Here is a 19848-nt window from a genome sequence, read left to right as displayed (position 1 = left end):
GGTCATTCGTGCATTTGCGCGACAATCCACTGCAAAGCGTCCCCTGTTGTCGGTTTTGCGTGATTTGTCTGACGGGATCGCGTATTTGAACAAAAAAAGATGTTGAACGGAGATGGCAGTGAGCATTTCTCGGGTGGATTTTTGTAGATTGGCCGCCTTGGGCGTGGCCGCCGCGACGGCGTCGCCCGCCATGGCCGAGGTTGGCACGCTGACATCCAGCTATACCATCTATGGCACACCCGGTCTGATTGCCATGCCCACCGCCGAAGCTGCGGCGGACAGCGAGCTGGCCTTCACCTATTCTCAGTTTGGGCCCAACGCAAATGGCACGCTGAGCTTCCAGATCACGCCCCGGCTGTCGGGCAGCTTCCGCTATGCCAAGATCGCGGATTTCCATCCTGTCGTTGGGGATTATTTTGACCGCAGTTTCGATATCCGCTATCGGGTTCTGAACGAAAGCAAATACTTCCCTGCCGTGTCCGTTGGCATCCGCGACTTCATCGGCACCGGAATTTATTCCAGCGAATATATCGTCGCGACCAAATCCATCGGGGACCGGTTGCGTGTTACGGGCGGCATCGGCTGGGGCCGCTTGGGCAGCTATGAACCGATTGGCGCAACTGGCACCCGCCCCCCTTGGGATTTCGGCAAGGGCGGCACCGTAAATGCGAACCAGTGGTTCCGGGGTGATTTCGCGCCGTTTGCCGGTGTGTCCTACAAGGTCAATGACAAGCTGACGCTGAAGGCGGAGTACAGTTCGGACGCCTTTGCGCGCGAAGTGGCCGCAGGGATCATGGAGCACAAATCCCCGTTCAACTTCGCCGTGGATTATCAGGTGTCGCCCGCCATTCACCTGAACGCCTTCTATCTGAACGGCGATACGGTCGGTGCAAATGTCGTCATTCGCCTGAACCCGCGCCAACCCATTGCCCGTACGGGGAACGAGCGTGCGCCGTTGCCCGTGAAACCCCGCCCGTCGCGCAGCAATGCCGAGGCATGGGGCACCGGGTGGATTGCCGACCCGACCAACGAAACCGGCATTCGCAAGGCGGTCGGTGATGCTCTGAACAAGCAGGGGATCAAACTGCAAACGCTTGCGTTGGGCACCACGCGCGCCGAACTGAAAGTCGACAACCGCAAGTACTATTCCCCTGCGCAGGCCATTGGGCGCACCGCGCGGATCCTGACCCACGCTCTGCCGCCATCGGTCGAAACCTTCGTGATTACGCTGGTGGACAACGGCATTCCGCTGTCCACTGTCACCATGCGTCGCAGTGACATCGAGCGTCTGGAACACGCCCCGGCGATTGATATGTTCCAGCGTGTGTCGATCGACGAAGCCACCCCGCGCGCCGTGCGCAACTCCGAGCTGGCGCGTCAGGACAGCCGGTTCCGCTGGGGTCTGGCCCCCTATATGGGGCTGAGCTTCTTTGACCCGGCCAGCCCGATCCGGGCTGATTTCGGCCTGAAGCTGAGCGGGTCTTACGAAGTTGCACCGAATATCTTCCTGTCCGGCTCGATTTCGAAAAGCATCTGGGGCAACCTGAGCGAAGATCCGAATGGCAGTCCCACGGCGCTGCCGCCTGTTCGGACAGAGGCCGGGCGCTATTCTGCCGAAGGCGATCCTGCGATTTCCCACCTGACTGCAAGCATGTACGGGCGCCCCGGCAGGAACCTCTATAGCCGTGTGACGGTGGGCTATCTTGAAAGCATGTATGGCGGAGTCTCGGCGGAAGTGCTTTGGAAACCCGTCGACAGCCAGCTTGCGCTGGGTGCGGAATTGGCTTGGGTCAAGAAGCGCGATTATGACCAATTGTTCGGCTTTCAGGATTACAGTGTCGTGACCGGCCATGTGTCGGCCTATTACGATTTCGGCAATGGCTTCACCGGCCAGCTTGACGTCGGGCGTTATCTGGCAGGTGACTATGGGGCGACCCTGTCCATCGACCGAACATTCAACAATGGTTGGAAAATCGGCGGTTATGTTACCAAGACCAACGTGTCTGCCGAAGATTTCGGCGAAGGCTCGTTTGACAAGGGGATCCGTCTGTCGATCCCGTTCGAATGGGCGTTTGGCACACCTTCTCGCGGGGCGTCCAACGCCACGCTGCGGTCGCTGTCACGTGATGGCGGCGCGCGCCTTGAGGTGGACGGCCGCCTGTTTGAATGGGTTGACGAAGGCCACGGCGACGCCCTTGCATCCCGCTGGGGCAAATTCTGGAGATGACCGTGCAGCATGGGTTTACCAAACGCACCTCGCGTATCACGGGCTTGATGCTGGCCGCCGGGCTGGCCTTATCCGGCTGCGGGTCTGACCGCGAAGGCACAGAATTGTCACGGATCACGGCCGAACTCGTGAAAAGCACTGGCAAGCAATTGGGCAGCAAACTGGGCGGCGGCAAAGAAGAAAAGCCGGATTCTGCCGGTGCAGCGCCGGCTGCGGCGACTGATCCGAATGCGGTTGTCGCGAAAGCTCTGGCCGCCACCAAGGGGCCGATCGCTCTGGTCGTGCGGATCGAAACCAAGGCCGTGCTGGCGATCAGCCCGGTGGGGCAGAATGGCGACTATGTCACCTGGGGCAGCGCACCGGGGCAGGGCCTGACCTTCCAGCGCGGCGTTCTGGCAAACACACGTGGACTGGGTGATGACCTGATGGCATCGCGTATCGACACGGCGGTGTCGGCGATCACCGCACGCCGCAATGCCACCTATAAGCGGGAACATACCTATCTTGGCGATCTGGGGCAGAACACCAGCCTTGTCGTGGACTGCACCTTGACTCGCGGCAAGACCGAACGCGTAAGCCTGGGCGCAATCAACGCGGATGCCGTGATCATGAAGGAAAGCTGCCGACGCGGCGAGATTGCATTCAACAATGTCTATTGGGTCGATGGCAATGGGCGTGTCCTGAAATCCAGCCAATGGGTGGGGCAGCGGATCGGCAGCCTCGCCATTCAGAACCTGCGCCTGTAACCGACACGCCGCAGCGGTCAGCCACGGGCATAGACGTCCTCGTACCGGACAATATCGTCCTCGCCCAGATAGGGGCCGGTCTGAACCTCGATCAGGACGGTGTCGGACAGGCCGTTGTTTTCCAGCCGGTGAACCTCGCCCTTCGGCACATAGGCGGACTGGTTCGCCGTCAGGTCCAGCGTTTGGTTGCCGATGGTCACCGTGGCAACGCCTTCGACCACCACCCAATGTTCGGCGCGATGAATGTGGGACTGCAAGGACAGCACACCGCGCGGATGCACGGTGATCAGTTTCACCTTGAAACCTGGACCCGTGACCAATTCCTCGAACCAACCCCAGGGCCGGAAATCACGGGGTCGGATGTCGGCCTGTGGAGCGTTCTTGGATTTCAGGAAATTGACCACTGTTCCGATCTGGTCCGAGCGGTTCCGGTCAGCGACCAGCACGGCGTCTTTCATGGCGACAGCCACCAGATCGCGCAGGCCAAAGCCGACAATCGTCTGATCCGCGTTTTCAGACATCAGAAGGCTGCCTTCGCACTCAATCCCATGCGCGTTGCCGATGGTCACCAGCCCGTCATTTGGCGAGGCCGAACGACATCCTTCGCGCCAATAGCTTTGCCAACTGCCCAGATCCGACCAATGCCCGTCGAAGGGCACGGCGCAGATATTGTCGGTATGTTCCATCACGGCGTAATCCAATGAGATACTGGGCAGGTCCTGCCACGCATCAGGGTCAAGTCGGGTAAACCCCAGGTCGAGTGTATTTGCAGCAAGTGCACGGGTCACATGGCTGGCAATCTCGGGGGCGTGACGGTCGAACGCAGCTTGCATGTCGTCGGCGCGAAACAGAAAGATGCCAGCATTCCAAAGGTGACGTCCGCCGGCCATCATGCGCGCCGCGGTTTCAATATCCGGTTTTTCGGTGAAGGACAGGACGGGTTCGGGCTGGTCGCCATCAGGGCTGCCTTCGCCAAGCTCAAGATAGCCATAGCCCGTTTCGGCCCGGTCGGGCTGGATCCCGAAGGTGACGATCTTACTTGACAAAGCAGCAGGCACCCCTTTGCCCAGAGCGTTGGCAAATTCAGCCGGATCCGAGATCAAGTGATCGGACGGAGCCACGACGCACAATGACTCCGGTGATCGGCGGGCCCGTATCTGGACGGCTGCCAGAACCGCACCGGCGGTGTTGCGCAGACAGGGTTCCAGCAAGATCAGTTCGGGCAGGGTCCCGATTTCACCCATCTGTTCGACCACGTGAAACCGATAGTCTTCATTCGTAACGATGATCGGGCGCGTGAAACCCGGCGTTTGAAAACGCTGTACGGTTTGCTGAAACAGGCTGACCGCGCCGTCGATCTTCAGAAACTGTTTGGGGAAACTTTCGCGCGACAGCGGCCATAGCCGTGTGCCGACGCCTCCAGCCAGAATGATCGGCGTGATTCTCTGCAACTCAAAGCGCCCTTTGCACCATCAGGTGTCATACATCCAATGGTGGAATCATGGTCTTTACAAACAAAAACGGCAAGCCCCAAGGACTTGCCGTTTCAGTTTGAATGCTTCCTGAGAAGCGATCAAATTATTCGGTGGTGTCGGTTGCGTCGTCCGAAGCAGCAATGATGCCAGCAACGACAGCCAGACCCAGCAGGGCCAGGCCGGTGTTGCCCAGCGAGCTACCAGCTTCTTCGACAACAACGACTTCTTCTTCAACAACTGCATCGCCGTATGCGCCAGCGAAAGCAGGTGCGGACAGAGCGATCATGCCAGCAGCGGCAAGGGTCATCACTTTTTTCATGTTTCATACTCCATAATTTAATCGCGGGCAGCGCCGATCTAGCGAGCCGTCCATGTTTGTTTTGCATACCATGAACGCTATTGGAAGTCTGTTCTTACATTCATCACGCTGAACACGCAGAACTTTGCCGCCCTGTGGCAGCGATGCAATAGTCCTTCTCACCCTGCAAAGATATGGGTCAGGAATACCGAACCGCAGTATTTCGACGCAGGCTGAACGCCAGCCCCAACGCCGCTGAAACGCAGGTTTCTTCGCAGGATGCTCTTCCTATGTCCGGGTGATTCCATCCATTTGCGCACGATCAGGCTGGCCAGACTGTTATAGCTGTGGCGGCCGATCCTGCGTCCGCCACTGGTGGTGAAGTGACATTGATCGGAGGACCGAATCATGAAGCGATTTCCGTCAATGCTGTAAAGATGCACCCATCCGATATTCTCGGCTCCGGTCCGAAAACGCACGCCGGATGCACGCAGGCGGTCGGTCAGCGAGCGGTTGAATGACCCGCTGGCCTTGTGGCTGAGCTTTTGACTGCGGGCCATCCATTGCGAATGTCGGGCCGCCTGTTTGCGCAGGCCAGAGGCTGTGGTCAGCGCCGGAAGCCCGCGTCGACAGCGTTCGGCATTTACACGCGCGACAACGGCCTTGTCCAAAAGAGATTGGTTCAAGCCTTTGGTTGGAATTGCTTTTTCTGCCCCAGATACCTTCTTTACGGTGCAAGCGGCAGTGGCAGTTTGGGGCAGGGCAGTCAGCGACAGGACTGCCGCAACGCCAAGGGCTTTCAATATGATTCCACGCATGATTTCGACCTCATCATCCAGTTTCGCCCCGCAGCATGCAAACCTGCCATGGCAAGGGCGTGACAGGAATAGGGCGATGTCTGGATGGGCGAAGGTTCGCCGTTCGTTGACAGTATTTGCGCGATGGATCATCCCGTCGTAGATTATTGAAAAAATGAGGTTTCGAGCCAATGAAAATTGCGATGATCGGCACCGGGTATGTGGGCCTGGTCTCGGGTGTGTGTTTCTCTGATTTTGGGCATGACGTCGTGTGCGTGGACAAGGATCCTGCCAAGATCGACATGCTCGAAGCTGGCCGGGTGCCGATCTATGAGCCGGGTCTTGAAGATCTGATGGCAAAAAACGTCGCCGCTGGCCGCCTGTCTTTCACGCAGAACCTGAAAGACGCGGTGAAGGATGCCCAGGCAATTTTTATCGCGGTCGGGACGCCGACGCGGCGCGGGGATGGCCATGCGGACCTGACATTTGTTTTTGCCGCCGCGGAAGAGATCGCTGATTCGCTTGAAGATTATGCCGTTGTCGTCACCAAATCCACGGTACCTGTGGGAACCAACCGCAAGGTCAAGCAGCTGATCCAGAAAGCCCATCCCGAGCTCGACTTCGACGTCGCCTCGAACCCCGAATTTCTGCGCGAAGGGGCAGCGATTGATGATTTCATGCGCCCGGATCGCGTCGTGGTCGGGGTTCAGAACGAACGCGCCGCGGACATCATGGCCGAGATCTACCGCCCGCTGTTCCTGCGTGACTTTCCGATTGTCACGACCGATCTGGAAAGCGCCGAGATGATCAAATATGCGGCCAATGCGTTTCTGGCCACCAAAATCACGTTCATCAACGAGATCGCGGCGCTGTGTGAGCGTGTCGGGGCGGATGTGAAACAAGTCTCGAAAGGGATCGGGCTGGATGGCCGGATCGGCAACAAGTTCTTGCATGCCGGGCCGGGCTATGGCGGCAGTTGCTTCCCGAAAGACACCAAGGCGTTGGCGCGGATCGGGCAGGAAGCCGGGATGCCGATGCAAATCACCGAAACCGTGATCACCGTCAACGACGAGACCAAGCGTCGAATGGTCGGCAAGATCATCGACCTTTGCGACGGCTCGGTGTCGGGCAAAACCATTGCGGTGCTGGGTGTCACCTTCAAACCCAACACCGACGACATGCGGGATGCGCCCAGCCTGACGATTGTACCAGCCCTCATCGGTGGCGGGGCAAAAGTGCGTTTGGTTGACCCGCAAGGGCTAAACGAAGGCGAAGCTCTTTTGCCGGGTGCACATTGGGTCGAAGATGCGTATAAGGCGGCTCAGAACGCGGATGCTGTTGTGATCCTGACCGAGTGGAACGAGTTTCGTGCGCTGGACTTGAAGCGCCTTGCACGACGGATGGAAACGGCCAGAATGGCCGACTTGCGCAACATCTATTCGCCGAAAGATGCAAAAAAGGCTGGCTTTGTCGCATATTGCGCCATTGGACGGCGAGGATTTGGACCGGATGGTTGGGATGGTTGAAGTTACTTATACCAAAGCCGAACTGGGTGAACGGAAAGAATTGGGGATGAAGCGCCTTTTTGACATAAGCCTTGCCCTGGCGCTGACGATTCCCGTCATCCCGATGCTGCTGGTGCTGTATGTCATCGTCACCTTGCGCGACGGTCGTCCATTCGTCTATCGCTCGCGGCGGAACACCACCTTCGACAAGACCTTCGACCTTCTGAAAATCCGTACCATGCGCACCGTGCCGGATCATGAAAATGTCGGCATCACCGGCGGGCATAAGCAGAGCCGCATCACACCGATGGGGAAGTTCCTGCGCGCCCACCGGCTGGATGAACTGCCCCAGATCTGGAACGTCCTGAAAGGCGAGATGAGCTTCGTCGGTCCTCGGCCACCGGAACCCCGGTATGTTCAGGCGCGGCCAAATATTTATCGGCAAGTGCTGCTGGATCGTCCGGGCATCACGGGTCTTGCGTCGATCATTTTCCACAGTCACGAAGAAAAGATGCTGGCTGCCTGCAAGTCTCTGAAAGAGGCCGAAAGCGTCTATCTCAGGCGCTGCGTTCCGCGCAAGGCGGCGTTGGATCACATCTATCACGTGAACAAATCGCTGCGGCTGGATCTGTATATTCTTTATCTGACCGCCGCGAAGCTGTTCCCGCTGCCGGGCCGCCGCGCAAAACGCATCCGGGGCTAAATCATCGCCTTCGTCGACCCCAGAACATGATGGAGCCTGATCCGTGAAAATAGAAAAGACCAAACTTGACGGTTGTGTGATCGTCACGCCCGCGCGCCATGGCGACAATCGCGGATTTTTCAGCGAAACCTTCTCAACCCGCGCGATGGAGCAGGCCGGACTTCCATCCAACTTCGTGCAAGATAACCTGTCCCGCTCTGCAGCCAGGGGAACGGTGCGCGGATTGCATTGCCAGGCTCCGCCCCATGCACAAGCCAAGCTGGTGCGCTGTCTGCGCGGTGCCATTCTGGACGTTGCAGTCGATGTGCGCCACGGCTCACCCACCTATGGCGAATGGGTCGCGGCAGAGTTGTCAGATGACAACGGATCGGCCCTTCTGGTGCCCGAGGGGTTCCTGCACGGCTTTGTCACGCTGACCGACGGGGTGGATGTGTTCTATAAATGCTCGGACCATTATGCGCCCGAGACCGAGATGTCAGTGCGCTTTGATGACCCCGACATCGGGATCGACTGGGGCATATCTCCGGATCAGGTGACGCTCAGTTCCAAGGATGCAGACGCAGGGTCGATGGCCGCCTTTGCCACGCCTTTTGATCTTGATGGTGGCGCGCGCCACACTTGAAAGAACGCCCGCCGAATGAATCCGCGGGCGTAGAATTGTCGACAATTGAAGTAGGGGGTCAGATGGTGGAACCGTCGCTGACCTTCAGCCAGGACACCCCATCGCTATAGGCCAGTTGGGCACCACCCGCCGCGTCCGAGACGAAGGCGACCCCGCCCGCCCCGACCGAGGCCGCAGCGGGAAGGCTGGCCGTCGTCGTCGGGGTCAGGCGCATCACGCCGTCCACATCAAGCTTCGCCGCCGGGGACTTGCCAATTCCAACATCGCCCGTGCCGGTGGCCACAATCGCCTCGGCCCATGTGCTGCCATCCGGGCTGGTCTTGACGTGAAAGCTGTCATCGCCCGTCAGCCCGAACTCAGCCCGGCCCGACCAGTTGGATTGAAACAGCATCGACGCTGTGTCACCGGCCGATGCCTTGTTGATTTTCACCTGATGCGATGTGCCATCATGCGACAGCAGCGTGGCATCAGACGCAACCGCCAGCTTGTTGGTCGCATCCGCCGTGGTGTTCACGCCCAGCAGATCAAGGTTGTTCATAGACGGGGCTGTATCGACCCACTGACCGCCGTCATATCGCAGGTGTTGCGCGGTCGCCGTGACATCGGCACGCCATCCGGCCTGCGGGGCAATGAATTGCCAGACGCCATCCTGCAGCCAGGTGATGGTCTGATCCTGCCCGGCCCAATCGCCCGTGGCCCCACCCGGTACGATGTGCCGGTCACCTTCGGTCGCACCCGGTGGCGGGCTGAGCGTATCAGCCGTTTCGACAGACAACTGAACCAGAATGTCCAGAAGGCGCAGCGCCTCGTTATGGGTGACATGTTTCTGCGCCTGTGCCGGTTGGATCAGGGGCAAGGACAGGATGGGCGAGGTGTTGGGCATGGGGCTCTCCGCAAAGGCTGGTTTCCCTGCAAAGTCATGTGTCGAAAAGGTTAATCGATTGCGCAACTGGCGTTCGGTCAGCCTTGCCGCCAAGAGGGTCTATCTGTGGTCCCCGCTGCCAAAGACTCGACCTGCATCAGTACCAAAGGATAGAGCTTTCCAGTTCGGCAAAGGTTTCGACATCCTCGAAAAACAACGAGTTGCCATTGCCGAAGTCCATCAGCACCCCACCTGCCTGCACCTCGGCGATGCTGGCGAGTCGGGCAGGTTCCGTTAAGGTGGACCCGAGCAACGAACGGCTAAGCCTAACTGTGTCCAGATCGGTTTCAAAATCGGTGATGACATCATGACCATGCTGAAAGATGAACGTGTCGGCATCCGCGCCGCCGGTCAGGATGTCGTCGTGGCGACCTCCATCGACGACATCGCGACCCTTGCCGCCATACAATCGGTCGGAACCGTAGTTGCCATAGATTTTATCGTTTCCGCTTTTTCCATGAAGCTCGTCTGAGCCTCTGTTGCCGCGTAGTTTGTCGTTCCCGCCGCGACCATTCAGCAGGTTGTCTTGTGCGTTTCCGTGCAAGTGATCCCCATATTTTGTGCCTTCAACGTTTTCGATCTGATAGATTTTATTGCCAGAAAGGGCGCGGCCACCCTTGTTGTGATACAGCCAGACATCCGCACCCGAGCCGAGCTTGATCAGGTCCAGAGTGTCATTTCCTTTGCCACCATAGTAACGGTTTGATCCAGTGCCAGCCACGATGGTGTCATCACCATAATCACCATAAACTCGATCATTGCCTCCCGCGGCATACAGACGGTCGTCGCCGTTCCAGCCATGCAAAACGTTGGTCCACTTGTTTCCCTTCAGATGATCATTCCAGTTGGACCCATGCACGTTCTCAATCGAATACAATTTGTCGCCAGATGCCGCGCCACCATTGCTGTTTGTCGCGAGGTTGATGGTCACACGAGAACCCGCATCGCGATAGTCAGCAGTATCCGACCCTTTGCCGCCATATAGCTTGTCGGCACCGGTGCCACCTTGCAACAGATCGTTGCCATATTGCCCTTTCAATACATCAGAGCCGCTTCCGCCAATGAGTGTGTCGTTACCTTTGCCGCCAAACAGTGTGTCATTGCCGCTTTCCCCATAAATCGTGTCATTTCCACCAGACCCGTAGAATCGGTCATTGCCGTTTCGACCGTAAAAAATGTTGCGCCCAGAATGACCAATGAGTGTATCAGATGCGGCCCCTCCGATCGCCCCTTCGATGTCCTTGTAGCTGTCTCCGTTGGCTGCGCCAGAACCCCTACCTGCGGCAAGGTCGATGCGGACCGATTTGAAGTGCGCCGAATAGTCTATAAAATCAAACCCCTGTCCGCCGAAATACCTGTCTGACCCGCTCACGTCGATCAACCGATCATTGCCATAGGAGCCGTACAAACTGTCATTTCCATGACCACCATTCAGAATGTCGTTCCCGCGCCATCCATAGAGCCGATCATTCCCACTATCCCCCAGGATCTGGTCATCACCGACCCCGCCGTAAAGCTGGTCGTGGCCGCTGCCCCCTTTCAGGTGATCCGCCCCTTCTCCTCCGGAAAGGCGATCGTTTCCGTTGCCGCCTTGAAGCTGATCGTCGCCGTCGCCGCCTTTCAGCAAGTCATCGCCGTCATGGCCGTAAAGCCTATCGTTCCCGTCCAGCCCCTCAAGCGTGTTGGCGTAGGCATGTCCGTGAATCTCGTCGTCATGGGCGCTGCCATAGACGTGTTCGATCGAGGAAAACTGGTCACCATCAGCGCCCCACCCGCCGACATGCGTAGTGAGGTTGATCAGCACCCGCGAGCCCGTCAGTCGGTAATCTGCCCAGTCCTGACCCGACCCGCCGTCCAGGATGTCCGCACCCGTCCCGCCGTCCAATATGTCATCCCCATCGCCGCCGATCAGACGATCGTCGCCACCACCACCCGTCAGCCTGTCATCGCCATCGCCACCCGAAAGGCGGTTCGCCGTGCCATTCCCCACAATTGTGTCCCGAAAATCTGTGCCAACCACGTTCTCGATGCTGATCAATGTGTCACCGAGGGCTGCCCCGGAAAAATACTCTGTTTCCAAGTTTATGGTGACCGAGATTTGCGCTTTCGCGTAGGAGGCAATGTCGCGGCCTGCTCCGCCATCAAGCACATCAGCACCAAGCCCACCCTCAAGTGTGTCGTTCCCACCTCCTCCGATCAGGACGTTCGCACCTGCGTCGCCAATCAGGATGTCGTCGAAAGCAGAACCGACATACCGTTCGATGGAATAGAAGATGTCCCCATCCGCAGCACCAGAGGCGTGGCGCTTGCCCAGATCAATCATAACGGCGGTCGGAGCGTTGACGTAAGAGGCTGTATCCGTACCGTCACCGCCATAAAAGACGTCAGCCCCAAGCGACCAGGTGAACAGATCGTCACCGCCCAGGCCATGCAGCGTCTCCGTACCCTCATCCCCACCCAGAACGTCGTCATATTCCGTCCCGTATTTCGTTTCGGGGATATACTGGAACCCGTTTGGCGGACGGTTCAACCTGAGACTGTCGAACGTCGTGAAGTCGCTGGCATCAAGCGATTGTCCGTTGGCGCTGTAGATACGAGTGATCTCGCCGCGGAAGGTGATTTCCGCGCCCCAGGAACGGCTGGAAATTTGCAATTGCGAAACATCATAAAGCATATGGAACTCGGACAGGTTCAACTGGTCTATGCCGACTTGGAAATCCGTGATCGTATCCAGCATATTGTCCGCGGCCAACACGAACACATCCGCCCCTGCGCCGCCGGTCAACGTATCTTCGCCCACACCATCGCGCAGGATATCGTTACCCGCCCCACCCGAGAGATGCTCGCTCCATAGACCACCATCAATCTGATCATTGCCAGATGTTCCGTTCAGGATTGTGGTCGTGCCATCGCCGGCCACCGTGACGCCCATATTTTCCAGGCTGTAGTTCAGCTTGGTGATCCCGCGTTCGGTCTCGCTGGTCGCGAAAATCCTGAGTGAACCGTCTGAATGGGTCATCGCCAGGGCCGAAACATTTTGCAGCGCGCTGTCCTGCGTGTCCCAGATCGTGTCCAGATGGACCAGCATGCCGCTGGGCAGAAGCGTGAACAGGGAAACGCCGTCATCGCCGCCGCCTGCGGCCACGAAGAGCGCATCCCCCACTTGGGTCGAGGCAATCTCTGTGACGTTCGAAAACCGGGTCCATACATTGTCAAGAACGTGATCCGTGGCGATCAGTTCGCCATCTTCAAGCACCTCGACGACGGTCAGCGATGAGCTGCCCGCACTTGCGATCACGCTGAACGTCCTGTCCAGAACCTGCCCGGAGGTCAGCGCGGTCGGCGCCGAAATCGGAAAGTAGTTTTCAGCGGACAATACGCCCACTTCAGTCGGCGTTCCGTCTTCGCCCAGATGATAGCTGGTGATGCCGTCCTGATGGTCGGATAGCGCAAGCAGGATTTTACTGTCTCTGACCTGAACCACTGCCATGTCCACCAGATCGGCCGAGTTCGATCCGGATGCCGTGCTTTGTTCAGTCGCAAGTTCCAGCGACAGCTCTTGCGACAGGGTATAGTGGTTGAAACTGGTACTCTGGGCGTTTGCCGCATAAAAATGCACCTGACCGTCCAACACTGTCGAGGTGAGCGCGCTGAGGTTGCCCACACCGCCTTCCCCCCAGGTAAAGTGTTGCGTCGCTCCCAGCCCGCCGTTGGTTTCCAGTTCTAATGCGCCGAGTGTCCAGTCATAGATACCGAACGGTAAAAGGTAAGCCCCGCCGTCAGTCTGGATAAGCTCCATCTGCGCAGTGGGGGATGCCAGTGTCGAATAGGTATAGGCGACCTGATCGACAAGCGTCACAGCATCAGACGATGCCAGTTTGAACACCGTTGCTCCACCCCATGCACCCGTCGAGGCGCACAGGAAAGCGTCACCATTCCAGAGCGAAATCTCAAGATCCGTGACGTTAGCAACATAGTTTAATGCGGCACTCCGAAGAGTGCCGGACAATACCAGATTGGCCACCCCGACCCCCTCGTATACACCCCAACTGTTAAGGGTATCGTGAGGACCAAGTCTTAATGTGCGATTTACTCGCCAGAGTAAGCGCAAGGGATTTTAGGTAAATGTTAGGACTTGTCGACTGAAGCCGGGCGGATCCACCGTCAGCGGTTGAGGATCTCGCGGTGATAGCGCGCCAGGAAAATCAGGCCCAAAGTGGCGAGAACCAGACCAACGCCATATACGAAGGCCGGATTGACCCAGGTGGCATCATAAGTCGCATAAAACCCGCGCCGCATCTCTCCGACAACATGCACCAGCGGGTTCAGGGCCAGATAGTCGCGAAAGGGTTGCGGGATGCTTTCCAGAATGAAGAAGATGGTCGAGATGATGAACAGGGGCCGCGTGATGATTGACCATACGCGCTGCCAAATCGGAAAGCGTGTGAGCAGAAAGCAGTTCATCACACCGACGCCAAAGGCAAGCACCAGCGCCATGCCAAGCGCATTCAGGATGGCCGCATAGTTCAATATGTTGCCCGTGTCGAAGATTGTCAGCAAGCCATACATCAACATATAGAAAACAAGCAGCTGGGTCAGACTGTTCAGCAACAGGCGCGCGATGATTGCATCCAGATAGGTGACCGAGGGATAGAACAGCAACTGTCGCGAGAAGGTGATCGAGTTGGAGATCTTGTTGGAGACGTCCATATACATCATGAACGGCAGAAAACCGGTGGCATAAAACAATGGAAAATTATTTCCCAATGCCGGTGACCTGAAGGCCATTGAAAAGGCAATGGTCATGACCGCCAGGCCGCCGACCGGCTCCAGGATGGCCCAAAGATAGCCCCCGGGCGATCGCCCGTAGCTTGTCGCCATTTCGCGCAACATCAGCGCAATGACTGTGCGCCACGTCTTGAAGTTACGGGCGTGCAGGCCCTCTGCCTTGAAGCTCATAGGCATCTTTTGCCTTCATCCGTCGGATGATCGCAAGTGGAAACTGGCTGGCGTGACCGCGACAATTGCCCTTTTAACGGAAAATGTTTCAATGCTATAAGCCACCCGTCCATACTGCCGTGGAAGCTGCCAGACGAATGATTTGCAACTGTCACCGAAAGCATTGATACACTCCGGAAACATGCGGACAGACAAAAAGACGCGAATTGGTTGTCGCCCAACACTACGAGAACGGCGTCTGCGAAGGATACCCCATGAACAAACCCGAAGCTGCCAAGATTGACACCCAAGCTGCCCAGCCCGGATCAGCGGATGGCGATATGCAGTCTTCCGACACGTCGCCTGATCGGCAGGCTGCTGCGACACCCGCCGCTTCGACGCCCGATGCGCCTGCGACCCCGGGGGATACGCCGCGGTCGGACGCCGAACATGACAATGATCAGAAAGCGAACCAGGGCGCCGTGACGCCGGCGCCACAAGCCCAAGCAGCGAAAGCCGCTCCCAAGTCCGAAACACCCAAAGAACCCAAAGTGATGGTCGCCCCGATGGCGCAACCCGCCCGGATCAAACCGCGTCACAGGGCTGTCATGGCCAGTTTTTTCGTCGTGGTTCTTCTGCCGTTGCTGTTTGCGGCCTGGTATCTTTATGCGCGGGCGCTGGATCAGTACGTGTCCTATGTCGCGTTTACGGTGCGATCGGAAGATGTGAGCTCTGCGTCCGATCTTCTGGGCGGGCTCAGTGCGTTTGGCAGCGGTGGGTCCGAAGACACCGACATTCTGTACGAGTTCATCCAAAGCCGCGAACTGGTCAGCATCATTGATGATGAGATTGACCTGCGCTCGATCTATGCGGCCAGCTATGAAACTGATCCGTATTTCTCGTTCGACCCAGAAGGCACGATCGAGGATCTTGCGGAATACTGGTCGCGGGTCGTCAAGATTTTCTATGACAGCGGAACGGGCCTGATCGAAGTCCGGGTGCATGCGTTCCACCCGCAGACGGCCAAGGATATTGCGGAACGCATCTTTGATCGCAGCTCAGCCATGATCAACGACCTGAGCGCCGATGCCCGCGCGGATGCAACACGATACGCCAGCGAAGAGCTGGATTTCGCGGTTGAACGGCTGAAGGAAGCGCGTCAGGCGATCACCGAATTCCGCTCGCGCAATCAGATCGTCGACCCTGCCGCTGAAATCGGTGGCCAGACCGGCCTGATGTCGGCATTGCAGACGAAACTCTCGGATGCCCTGATCACTTTCGATCTGCTGCGGGAAAGTGCGGGCGCAAACGATCCGCGCATGGCGCAGGCCGAACTGCGTATCCAGGTCATTCGCGAACGCATCGAAGAAGAGCGTCTTAAATATGGCGCGGACAGCTCGGACGAACGGAACTTCTCGACCCTTGTGGGTGAATACGAAAGGTTGGCCGTCGAACGCGAATTTGCCGAGCAGACGTATCTTGCGGCCCTGGCGGCACTGGATTCGGCTAAGATCGAAGCCCAGCGACAAAGCCGTTATCTGGCGGCTTATATCAAGCCGACCCTGGCCGAACGGGCCGAGTATCCGCAGAAAGCCCTGATGCTTGGTGTACTGGGGGCATTTTTGTTATTTACCTGGGCAATCGGCGTCATGATCTTTTATGCAATCAAGGATCGCCGCTGATGATCAAGATCCACGACTTGTGGAAAACCTACTATATCAAGGGTCAGGGGAAAACGGTTGCGCACAACATCAACCTGACATTTCCAACGGGAAAGTCGGTTGGATTGTTCGGCAGAAACGGTGCGGGTAAATCGACCCTGCTTCGGATGATCGCGGGTGTCGAGGATCCGGATTCCGGCTCGATTGAATCTGATGGGTCGATTTCATGGCCGGTCGGCTTCAAGGGCAGCTTTCACCCGGAATTGACCGGCGCCCAAAACACAAGGTTTGTCGCGCGGGTCTATGGGGTCGATACCGACGAATTGATCGACTACGTGATGGATTTCGCACGCCTTGGCGGGCATTTCCACGCGCCGGTCCGAACCTATTCGGCGGGGATGAAATCCCGCCTCGCCTTTGGAGTGTCGATGGGGATCAGTTTCGACACCTATCTGATTGACGAAGTAACATCGGTCGGTGACGCGTCCTTTCGCAAGCGCAGCAAGCGGATTTTGCGGGACCGTATCGGGGCGAGCGCGGCGATCATCGTTTCGCACTCGATGCCGCTGATGAGGGACCTCTGCGATTCAGGTGTGGTCATTGTTGATGGCCATGCTCAGTGGTTTGATGCGGTCGAAGACGCGATTGCGTTCCACGAGGATTACATGAGCACGCGTTGATCATGCGAATGGTTCAGCGAATGTTCTGTTCAGCACTGCGCGACTGAACAAAGTCATAAAGCGCGAAATCGCATGCATTCTCTTCGTGAAGAAATTCCAGAAGGCGTTGGTCTTGGAACACGTCTTTCGGAAAATGATAAGGGCTGACATTCTTGCGTTTCTTAGGCTGATAGGCCTGCCCCGATACACGCTCGATCAAGGTGGGAAGTGTCGCTTCGGTCGCGATCATCTCGTAAACCTGAAGACGCTGTTCCAGCTCATCAAGTGATGTCGTGGGGTGACGTTTTCCCAACACCATCTGCGATTGAAAGTTTAAAAACAGTTGCCTGGACCCGTGCAGAAGGTCGATGACCTGCCGCGGATCGGACGTGTCCGCGGCCCGAATCCGCTCTGAGATTTCTTTGACCTGGGGGGGATGAGCGTTGTAAAATGAACGACCACGCTTTCGAATTTCGATCAGCCAGTTGAAATGAGACATGACCTGCGCGTCCGGCGCGCGAATGGCTGTGAAAAAATGAATGTGGCGGAAGGTGACGCGGGTCAGCGTGGCGCGCATCTTTGGAAAAGGCACGTGCCCGGACACCCAGTCATATCCCGCGATCTTCTCACGTATCTTATGTGAGTGTGAGAAGAGGGATTCGACATGTGCCTGACCCGGTGCCCGCGAACGTTCAAGGTAATGGTTCACTGTCGACCCGGCCGTTTTCGGCACGTGCACGAAGGCAATTATGGGCGACACTTTGTTCATCTTTCACGTCTTCCCGCACAAGGCCAAAGGGCAAGGGGTTACTTCAGGCCATAGGTAAACTTGAACCTATCCAGCAGAGACAACCCCGATGCATCACCTTTCAAGCGAAGCTGATTCAGGAACTGTTCCCTTTCGTCTTCCGGCAACAGGTCTTTCGTCCAGACACCTACTTCCCACAATGAAAAGCGCCGCCGGTAAACCAGGTCTTTCTTGAACAGCGGAGACGCCATGTATTTCGGAAAGAAATACGCACCGCTGTGGATGGTCGAAGTCGACCCAAGGTGACCGCATACCTCGACGATCCGATCTTCCGGGTTTCGTGGCGCGTCCTTCAGCCGACCTTTTGCGGGCCAGGGGATCACCGCCTCAAGCATTGTCTCATCGACGCCTCCCGACTGGGTCAGGATGGTGTGCAGCTTGTCAATGGAATAGATCACCTTGGTCGTTCGGGCGCTGTTCAGCATGGCCCGTGTAAGCCCCTTCTCACCCAGATCAATTGCAAGCACCCGGTTGTTCGATGGGACGTAGTTGCGCCAGAAATCCAGGAATGAACGGGAGGCAAATACATGCGCGCTGATGCTCAGCGCGAAGGACTGAAGGTGATAATCTTCTCCCCAGTTCTCATAGGCGACAATCACGTCTTCCTCGCCCAGCAGCGCATCGACAAAAGCCCCCAACCCGCGAGAAGCGTAAAACACGCTGTCATTCAGGATAAGCAGCCGGTCCGGGGTCAGCCCGGCCGTGACCATGTGCTTCACGGTATCCTTGTAGCACCCGAAATCGAAACCCTGATTGCCGCGCAGGATAATCGAGTGGCAATGGTCATTGAAAAACGACCGTTGTTGGTCTGACAGGTCATGATTGCAGGCCAGCAGGATGTTCACCTTACGCGCGGATAGCGTCTGGATGATCCGTTGGACGCTGTCGGACACGGTTTCGCCCGGTTCGTAGTAGACGAAGATCGCGAATACCCCGTCGGAGGTGTCTGACAAGACCTCGATGTTTTTGATATCATCGACATAGTCGCGCAATTGCCATCGGTCCCGGAGCCGGTCAAACGCAACATAGCGGACCCGAAACACCGCCCACGCGACCCATTGCAGAACGCGCCAGAACGGGTTTCTTTTGCCGGGCCGGATACTCATCGGATTACCTTTTGTCATAACCTGTGCAGGACAGCGCGGTCACGGGACCGCAATAAGGCCAACAAGCACGTTCTTGAAAAGCACCGATACCCTACCCACCATGTGCAAGACAAGCGTCCAGGCGAGTGCCATCGAGACATATCCCGGCCCGGGCACGCGTGGTAGATAGGGCTTTTACCCTGACAGAATATGGCTTCGGCTTGTAAATTCACATCGGCTACCCCTAGAACACGACAAATGCCCGCGCAGTAAGGGTGGCAATAGCCGATGAAATTCGCTTATGCATGATGCGTTGTTTGACTGATCAAGGGTTTTTGAGATGAAGATAATGGTTACTGGCGGGGCAGGGTTTATCGGGTCCGCCGTCGTTCGCCAGGCAATTCGTGAAAACCATGAGGTCGTCAATGTCGATGCACTGACCTATGCGTCCTGCATCGAGAATGTGGCGTCGGTGTCCAACAGCCCGAACTATGCCTTTGAGCACGTCGACATTCGCGACCGCGCGGCACTTGATCGTGTTTTTGAAGGGCACAAGCCCGATGCGGTGATGCACCTTGCTGCAGAAAGCCATGTCGACCGATCAATCGACGGTCCTTCGGACTTCATCGAGACCAACATAAACGGGACCTTCAACATGCTGGAAGCTGCGCGCGCCTATTGGCAGAATTGCGGCCGACCAGATGGATTCCGGTTTCATCACATCTCGACAGACGAGGTGTTCGGGACGTTGTCGGATGACAAGGAAGAGCTTTTCACCGAACAGACTTCCTATGATCCACGCAGCCCGTATTCCGCGTCCAAGGCGGCGTCTGACCATCTGGTTCGTGCCTGGCATGAAACCTATGGTCTGCCGGTCGTTCTGACCAATTGTTCAAACAACTACGGGCCATATCACTTTCCCGAAAAACTCATCCCGGTGGTGATCCTGAACGCGCTTGAGGGCAAGGCGCTGCCAATATATGGCGACGGGTCGAATGTGCGCGACTGGCTTTATGTCGAGGATCATGCAGATGCTTTGCTGACTGTTATCCGTCATGGGAAGATTGGCCGGTCCTACAATATCGGGGGCGAGAACGAGCGGACCAACCTTGAGCTTGTAACGACCCTCTGCCGTATTCTGGACAACCTGCGCCCCCGCGATGGTGGACCCTATGAAAACCTGATCACCTTCGTGACTGACCGTCCGGGGCACGATGCCCGCTATGCCATTGATCCGACCCGTATCCGCGATGAGCTGGGCTGGCGCCCGTCCGTGACGATTGAAGAGGGCCTGCGCAAGACCGTCCAATGGTATCTGGACAACGAAGATTGGTGGCGCCCCCTTCAGAAACGCGATGGGGTGGGCAAACGATTGGGGACAGGGTAAACCTGCCCATTTGAA

General features: G+C 57.3%; 16 protein-coding genes. 8 read left to right on the top strand and 8 right to left on the bottom strand.

Annotated features, from left to right (window positions below):
- The first annotated feature begins 118 nt into the window (after positions 1 to 118).
- Both MUY21_RS14385 and MUY21_RS14380 read left to right on the top strand, forming a co-directional pair.
- The gene (locus tag MUY21_RS14385) at positions 119 to 2227 is read left to right on the top strand and encodes a YjbH domain-containing protein (RefSeq protein ID WP_248411034.1); all 2109 of its coding nucleotides are present in this window, start codon (positions 119 to 121) and stop codon (positions 2225 to 2227) included.
- Between the two features lie 2 nt (positions 2228 to 2229).
- Positions 2230 to 2973: a YjbF family lipoprotein gene (locus MUY21_RS14380; protein ID WP_248411033.1), complete on the top strand. Its 744-nt coding sequence runs from the start codon at positions 2230 to 2232 to the stop codon at positions 2971 to 2973.
- A gap of 17 nt (positions 2974 to 2990) precedes the next feature.
- Here the strand turns inward: MUY21_RS14380 and MUY21_RS14375 are convergent, their stop codons facing one another.
- The 3 genes from MUY21_RS14375 to MUY21_RS14365 all read right to left on the bottom strand — a co-directional run bounded on the left by MUY21_RS14375 (position 2991) and on the right by MUY21_RS14365 (position 5564).
- A complete protein-coding gene (locus tag MUY21_RS14375; protein ID WP_248411032.1) occupies positions 2991 to 4424 on the bottom strand; it encodes a mannose-1-phosphate guanylyltransferase/mannose-6-phosphate isomerase in 1434 nt (477 codons plus the stop codon).
- Between the two features lie 127 nt (positions 4425 to 4551).
- Entirely contained in the window at positions 4552 to 4767 is a 216-nt protein-coding gene (locus tag MUY21_RS14370; protein WP_248411031.1) for a hypothetical protein, read from the bottom strand.
- 158 nt (positions 4768 to 4925) lie between these two features.
- On the bottom strand, positions 4926 to 5564 hold the full coding sequence (locus MUY21_RS14365; protein ID WP_248411030.1) for a CAP domain-containing protein: 639 nt from the start codon (positions 5562 to 5564) through the stop codon (positions 4926 to 4928).
- A gap of 170 nt (positions 5565 to 5734) precedes the next feature.
- Between MUY21_RS14365 and MUY21_RS14360 the strand changes: the two genes are divergently transcribed.
- The 3 genes from MUY21_RS14360 to rfbC are packed head-to-tail and all read left to right on the top strand — an operon-like array spanning position 5735 to position 8373.
- A complete protein-coding gene (locus MUY21_RS14360; protein ID WP_248411029.1) occupies positions 5735 to 7069 on the top strand; it encodes a UDP-glucose/GDP-mannose dehydrogenase family protein in 1335 nt (444 codons plus the stop codon).
- Entirely contained in the window at positions 7062 to 7751 is a 690-nt protein-coding gene (locus tag MUY21_RS14355) for a sugar transferase (RefSeq protein ID WP_248411028.1), read from the top strand. The genes MUY21_RS14360 and MUY21_RS14355 overlap by 8 nt, the downstream gene beginning before the upstream one ends.
- 43 nt (positions 7752 to 7794) lie before the next feature.
- Complete coding sequence (gene rfbC, locus MUY21_RS14350; protein ID WP_248411027.1) at positions 7795 to 8373, top strand: dTDP-4-dehydrorhamnose 3,5-epimerase; 579 nt, start codon at positions 7795 to 7797, stop codon at positions 8371 to 8373.
- Positions 8374 to 8431: 58 nt separating this feature from the next.
- Here the strand turns inward: rfbC and MUY21_RS14345 are convergent, their stop codons facing one another.
- From MUY21_RS14345 to MUY21_RS14335, 3 genes are all read right to left on the bottom strand, one after another.
- Positions 8432 to 9256, bottom strand: coding sequence for a DUF2793 domain-containing protein (locus MUY21_RS14345; RefSeq protein ID WP_248411026.1), 825 nt, complete (start codon positions 9254 to 9256; stop codon positions 8432 to 8434).
- A gap of 136 nt (positions 9257 to 9392) precedes the next feature.
- Entirely contained in the window at positions 9393 to 13319 is a 3927-nt protein-coding gene (locus tag MUY21_RS14340) for a calcium-binding protein (protein WP_248411025.1), read from the bottom strand.
- 140 nt (positions 13320 to 13459) lie between these two features.
- Positions 13460 to 14254 (bottom strand): ABC transporter permease, encoded by a 795-nt coding sequence (locus MUY21_RS14335; RefSeq protein ID WP_248411024.1) that lies wholly within the window; start codon positions 14252 to 14254, stop codon positions 13460 to 13462.
- Positions 14255 to 14508: 254 nt separating this feature from the next.
- Here MUY21_RS14335 and MUY21_RS14330 point away from each other — a divergent pair, with 254 nt between their 5' ends.
- Both MUY21_RS14330 and MUY21_RS14325 read left to right on the top strand, forming a co-directional pair.
- Entirely contained in the window at positions 14509 to 15915 is a 1407-nt protein-coding gene (locus MUY21_RS14330; RefSeq protein ID WP_248411023.1) for a sugar transporter, read from the top strand.
- Positions 15915 to 16574, top strand: coding sequence for an ABC transporter ATP-binding protein (locus MUY21_RS14325; RefSeq protein WP_248411022.1), 660 nt, complete (start codon positions 15915 to 15917; stop codon positions 16572 to 16574). The genes MUY21_RS14330 and MUY21_RS14325 overlap by 1 nt, the downstream gene beginning before the upstream one ends.
- A gap of 13 nt (positions 16575 to 16587) precedes the next feature.
- Here MUY21_RS14325 and MUY21_RS14320 read toward each other — a convergent pair whose 3' ends face one another.
- Positions 16588 to 17322, bottom strand: a complete 735-nt coding sequence (locus tag MUY21_RS14320) for a hypothetical protein (protein WP_248411021.1) — start codon at positions 17320 to 17322, stop codon at positions 16588 to 16590.
- 38 nt (positions 17323 to 17360) lie between these two features.
- Positions 17361 to 18467 carry a rhamnan synthesis F family protein gene (locus tag MUY21_RS14315; protein WP_248411020.1) on the bottom strand — a complete coding sequence of 369 codons (1107 nt, stop codon included), beginning with the start codon at positions 18465 to 18467 and terminating at the stop codon, positions 17361 to 17363.
- Between the two features lie 319 nt (positions 18468 to 18786).
- Between MUY21_RS14315 and rfbB the strand changes: the two genes are divergently transcribed.
- On the top strand, positions 18787 to 19833 hold the full coding sequence (gene rfbB, locus MUY21_RS14310) for a dTDP-glucose 4,6-dehydratase (RefSeq protein WP_248411019.1): 1047 nt from the start codon (positions 18787 to 18789) through the stop codon (positions 19831 to 19833).
- The last annotated feature ends 15 nt before the right edge of the window (positions 19834 to 19848 follow it).

The sequence above is a fragment of the Aliiroseovarius sp. S2029 genome, from assembly GCF_023195575.1.
GTDB classification, from domain to species: Bacteria; Pseudomonadota; Alphaproteobacteria; order Rhodobacterales; family Rhodobacteraceae; genus Aliiroseovarius; species Aliiroseovarius zhejiangensis.
This window is presented reverse-complemented; position numbering and strand designations above follow the sequence as displayed.

Coding starts and splice junctions, on each gene's coding strand:
- MUY21_RS14345 (WP_248411026.1), bottom strand. CDS start 9,256: ATGCCCAACACCTCGCCCATCCTGTCCTTGCCCCTGATCCAACCGGCA.
- MUY21_RS14320 (WP_248411021.1), bottom strand. CDS start 17,322: ATGAACAAAGTGTCGCCCATAATTGCCTTCGTGCACGTGCCGAAAACG.
- MUY21_RS14370 (WP_248411031.1), bottom strand. CDS start 4,767: ATGAAAAAAGTGATGACCCTTGCCGCTGCTGGCATGATCGCTCTGTCC.
- rfbB (WP_248411019.1), top strand. CDS start 18,787: ATGAAGATAATGGTTACTGGCGGGGCAGGGTTTATCGGGTCCGCCGTC.
- MUY21_RS14360 (WP_248411029.1), top strand. CDS start 5,735: ATGAAAATTGCGATGATCGGCACCGGGTATGTGGGCCTGGTCTCGGGT.
- MUY21_RS14325 (WP_248411022.1), top strand. CDS start 15,915: ATGATCAAGATCCACGACTTGTGGAAAACCTACTATATCAAGGGTCAG.
- MUY21_RS14315 (WP_248411020.1), bottom strand. CDS start 18,467: ATGAGTATCCGGCCCGGCAAAAGAAACCCGTTCTGGCGCGTTCTGCAA.
- MUY21_RS14330 (WP_248411023.1), top strand. CDS start 14,509: ATGAACAAACCCGAAGCTGCCAAGATTGACACCCAAGCTGCCCAGCCC.
- MUY21_RS14365 (WP_248411030.1), bottom strand. CDS start 5,564: ATGCGTGGAATCATATTGAAAGCCCTTGGCGTTGCGGCAGTCCTGTCG.
- MUY21_RS14355 (WP_248411028.1), top strand. CDS start 7,062: ATGGTTGAAGTTACTTATACCAAAGCCGAACTGGGTGAACGGAAAGAA.
- MUY21_RS14335 (WP_248411024.1), bottom strand. CDS start 14,254: ATGAGCTTCAAGGCAGAGGGCCTGCACGCCCGTAACTTCAAGACGTGG.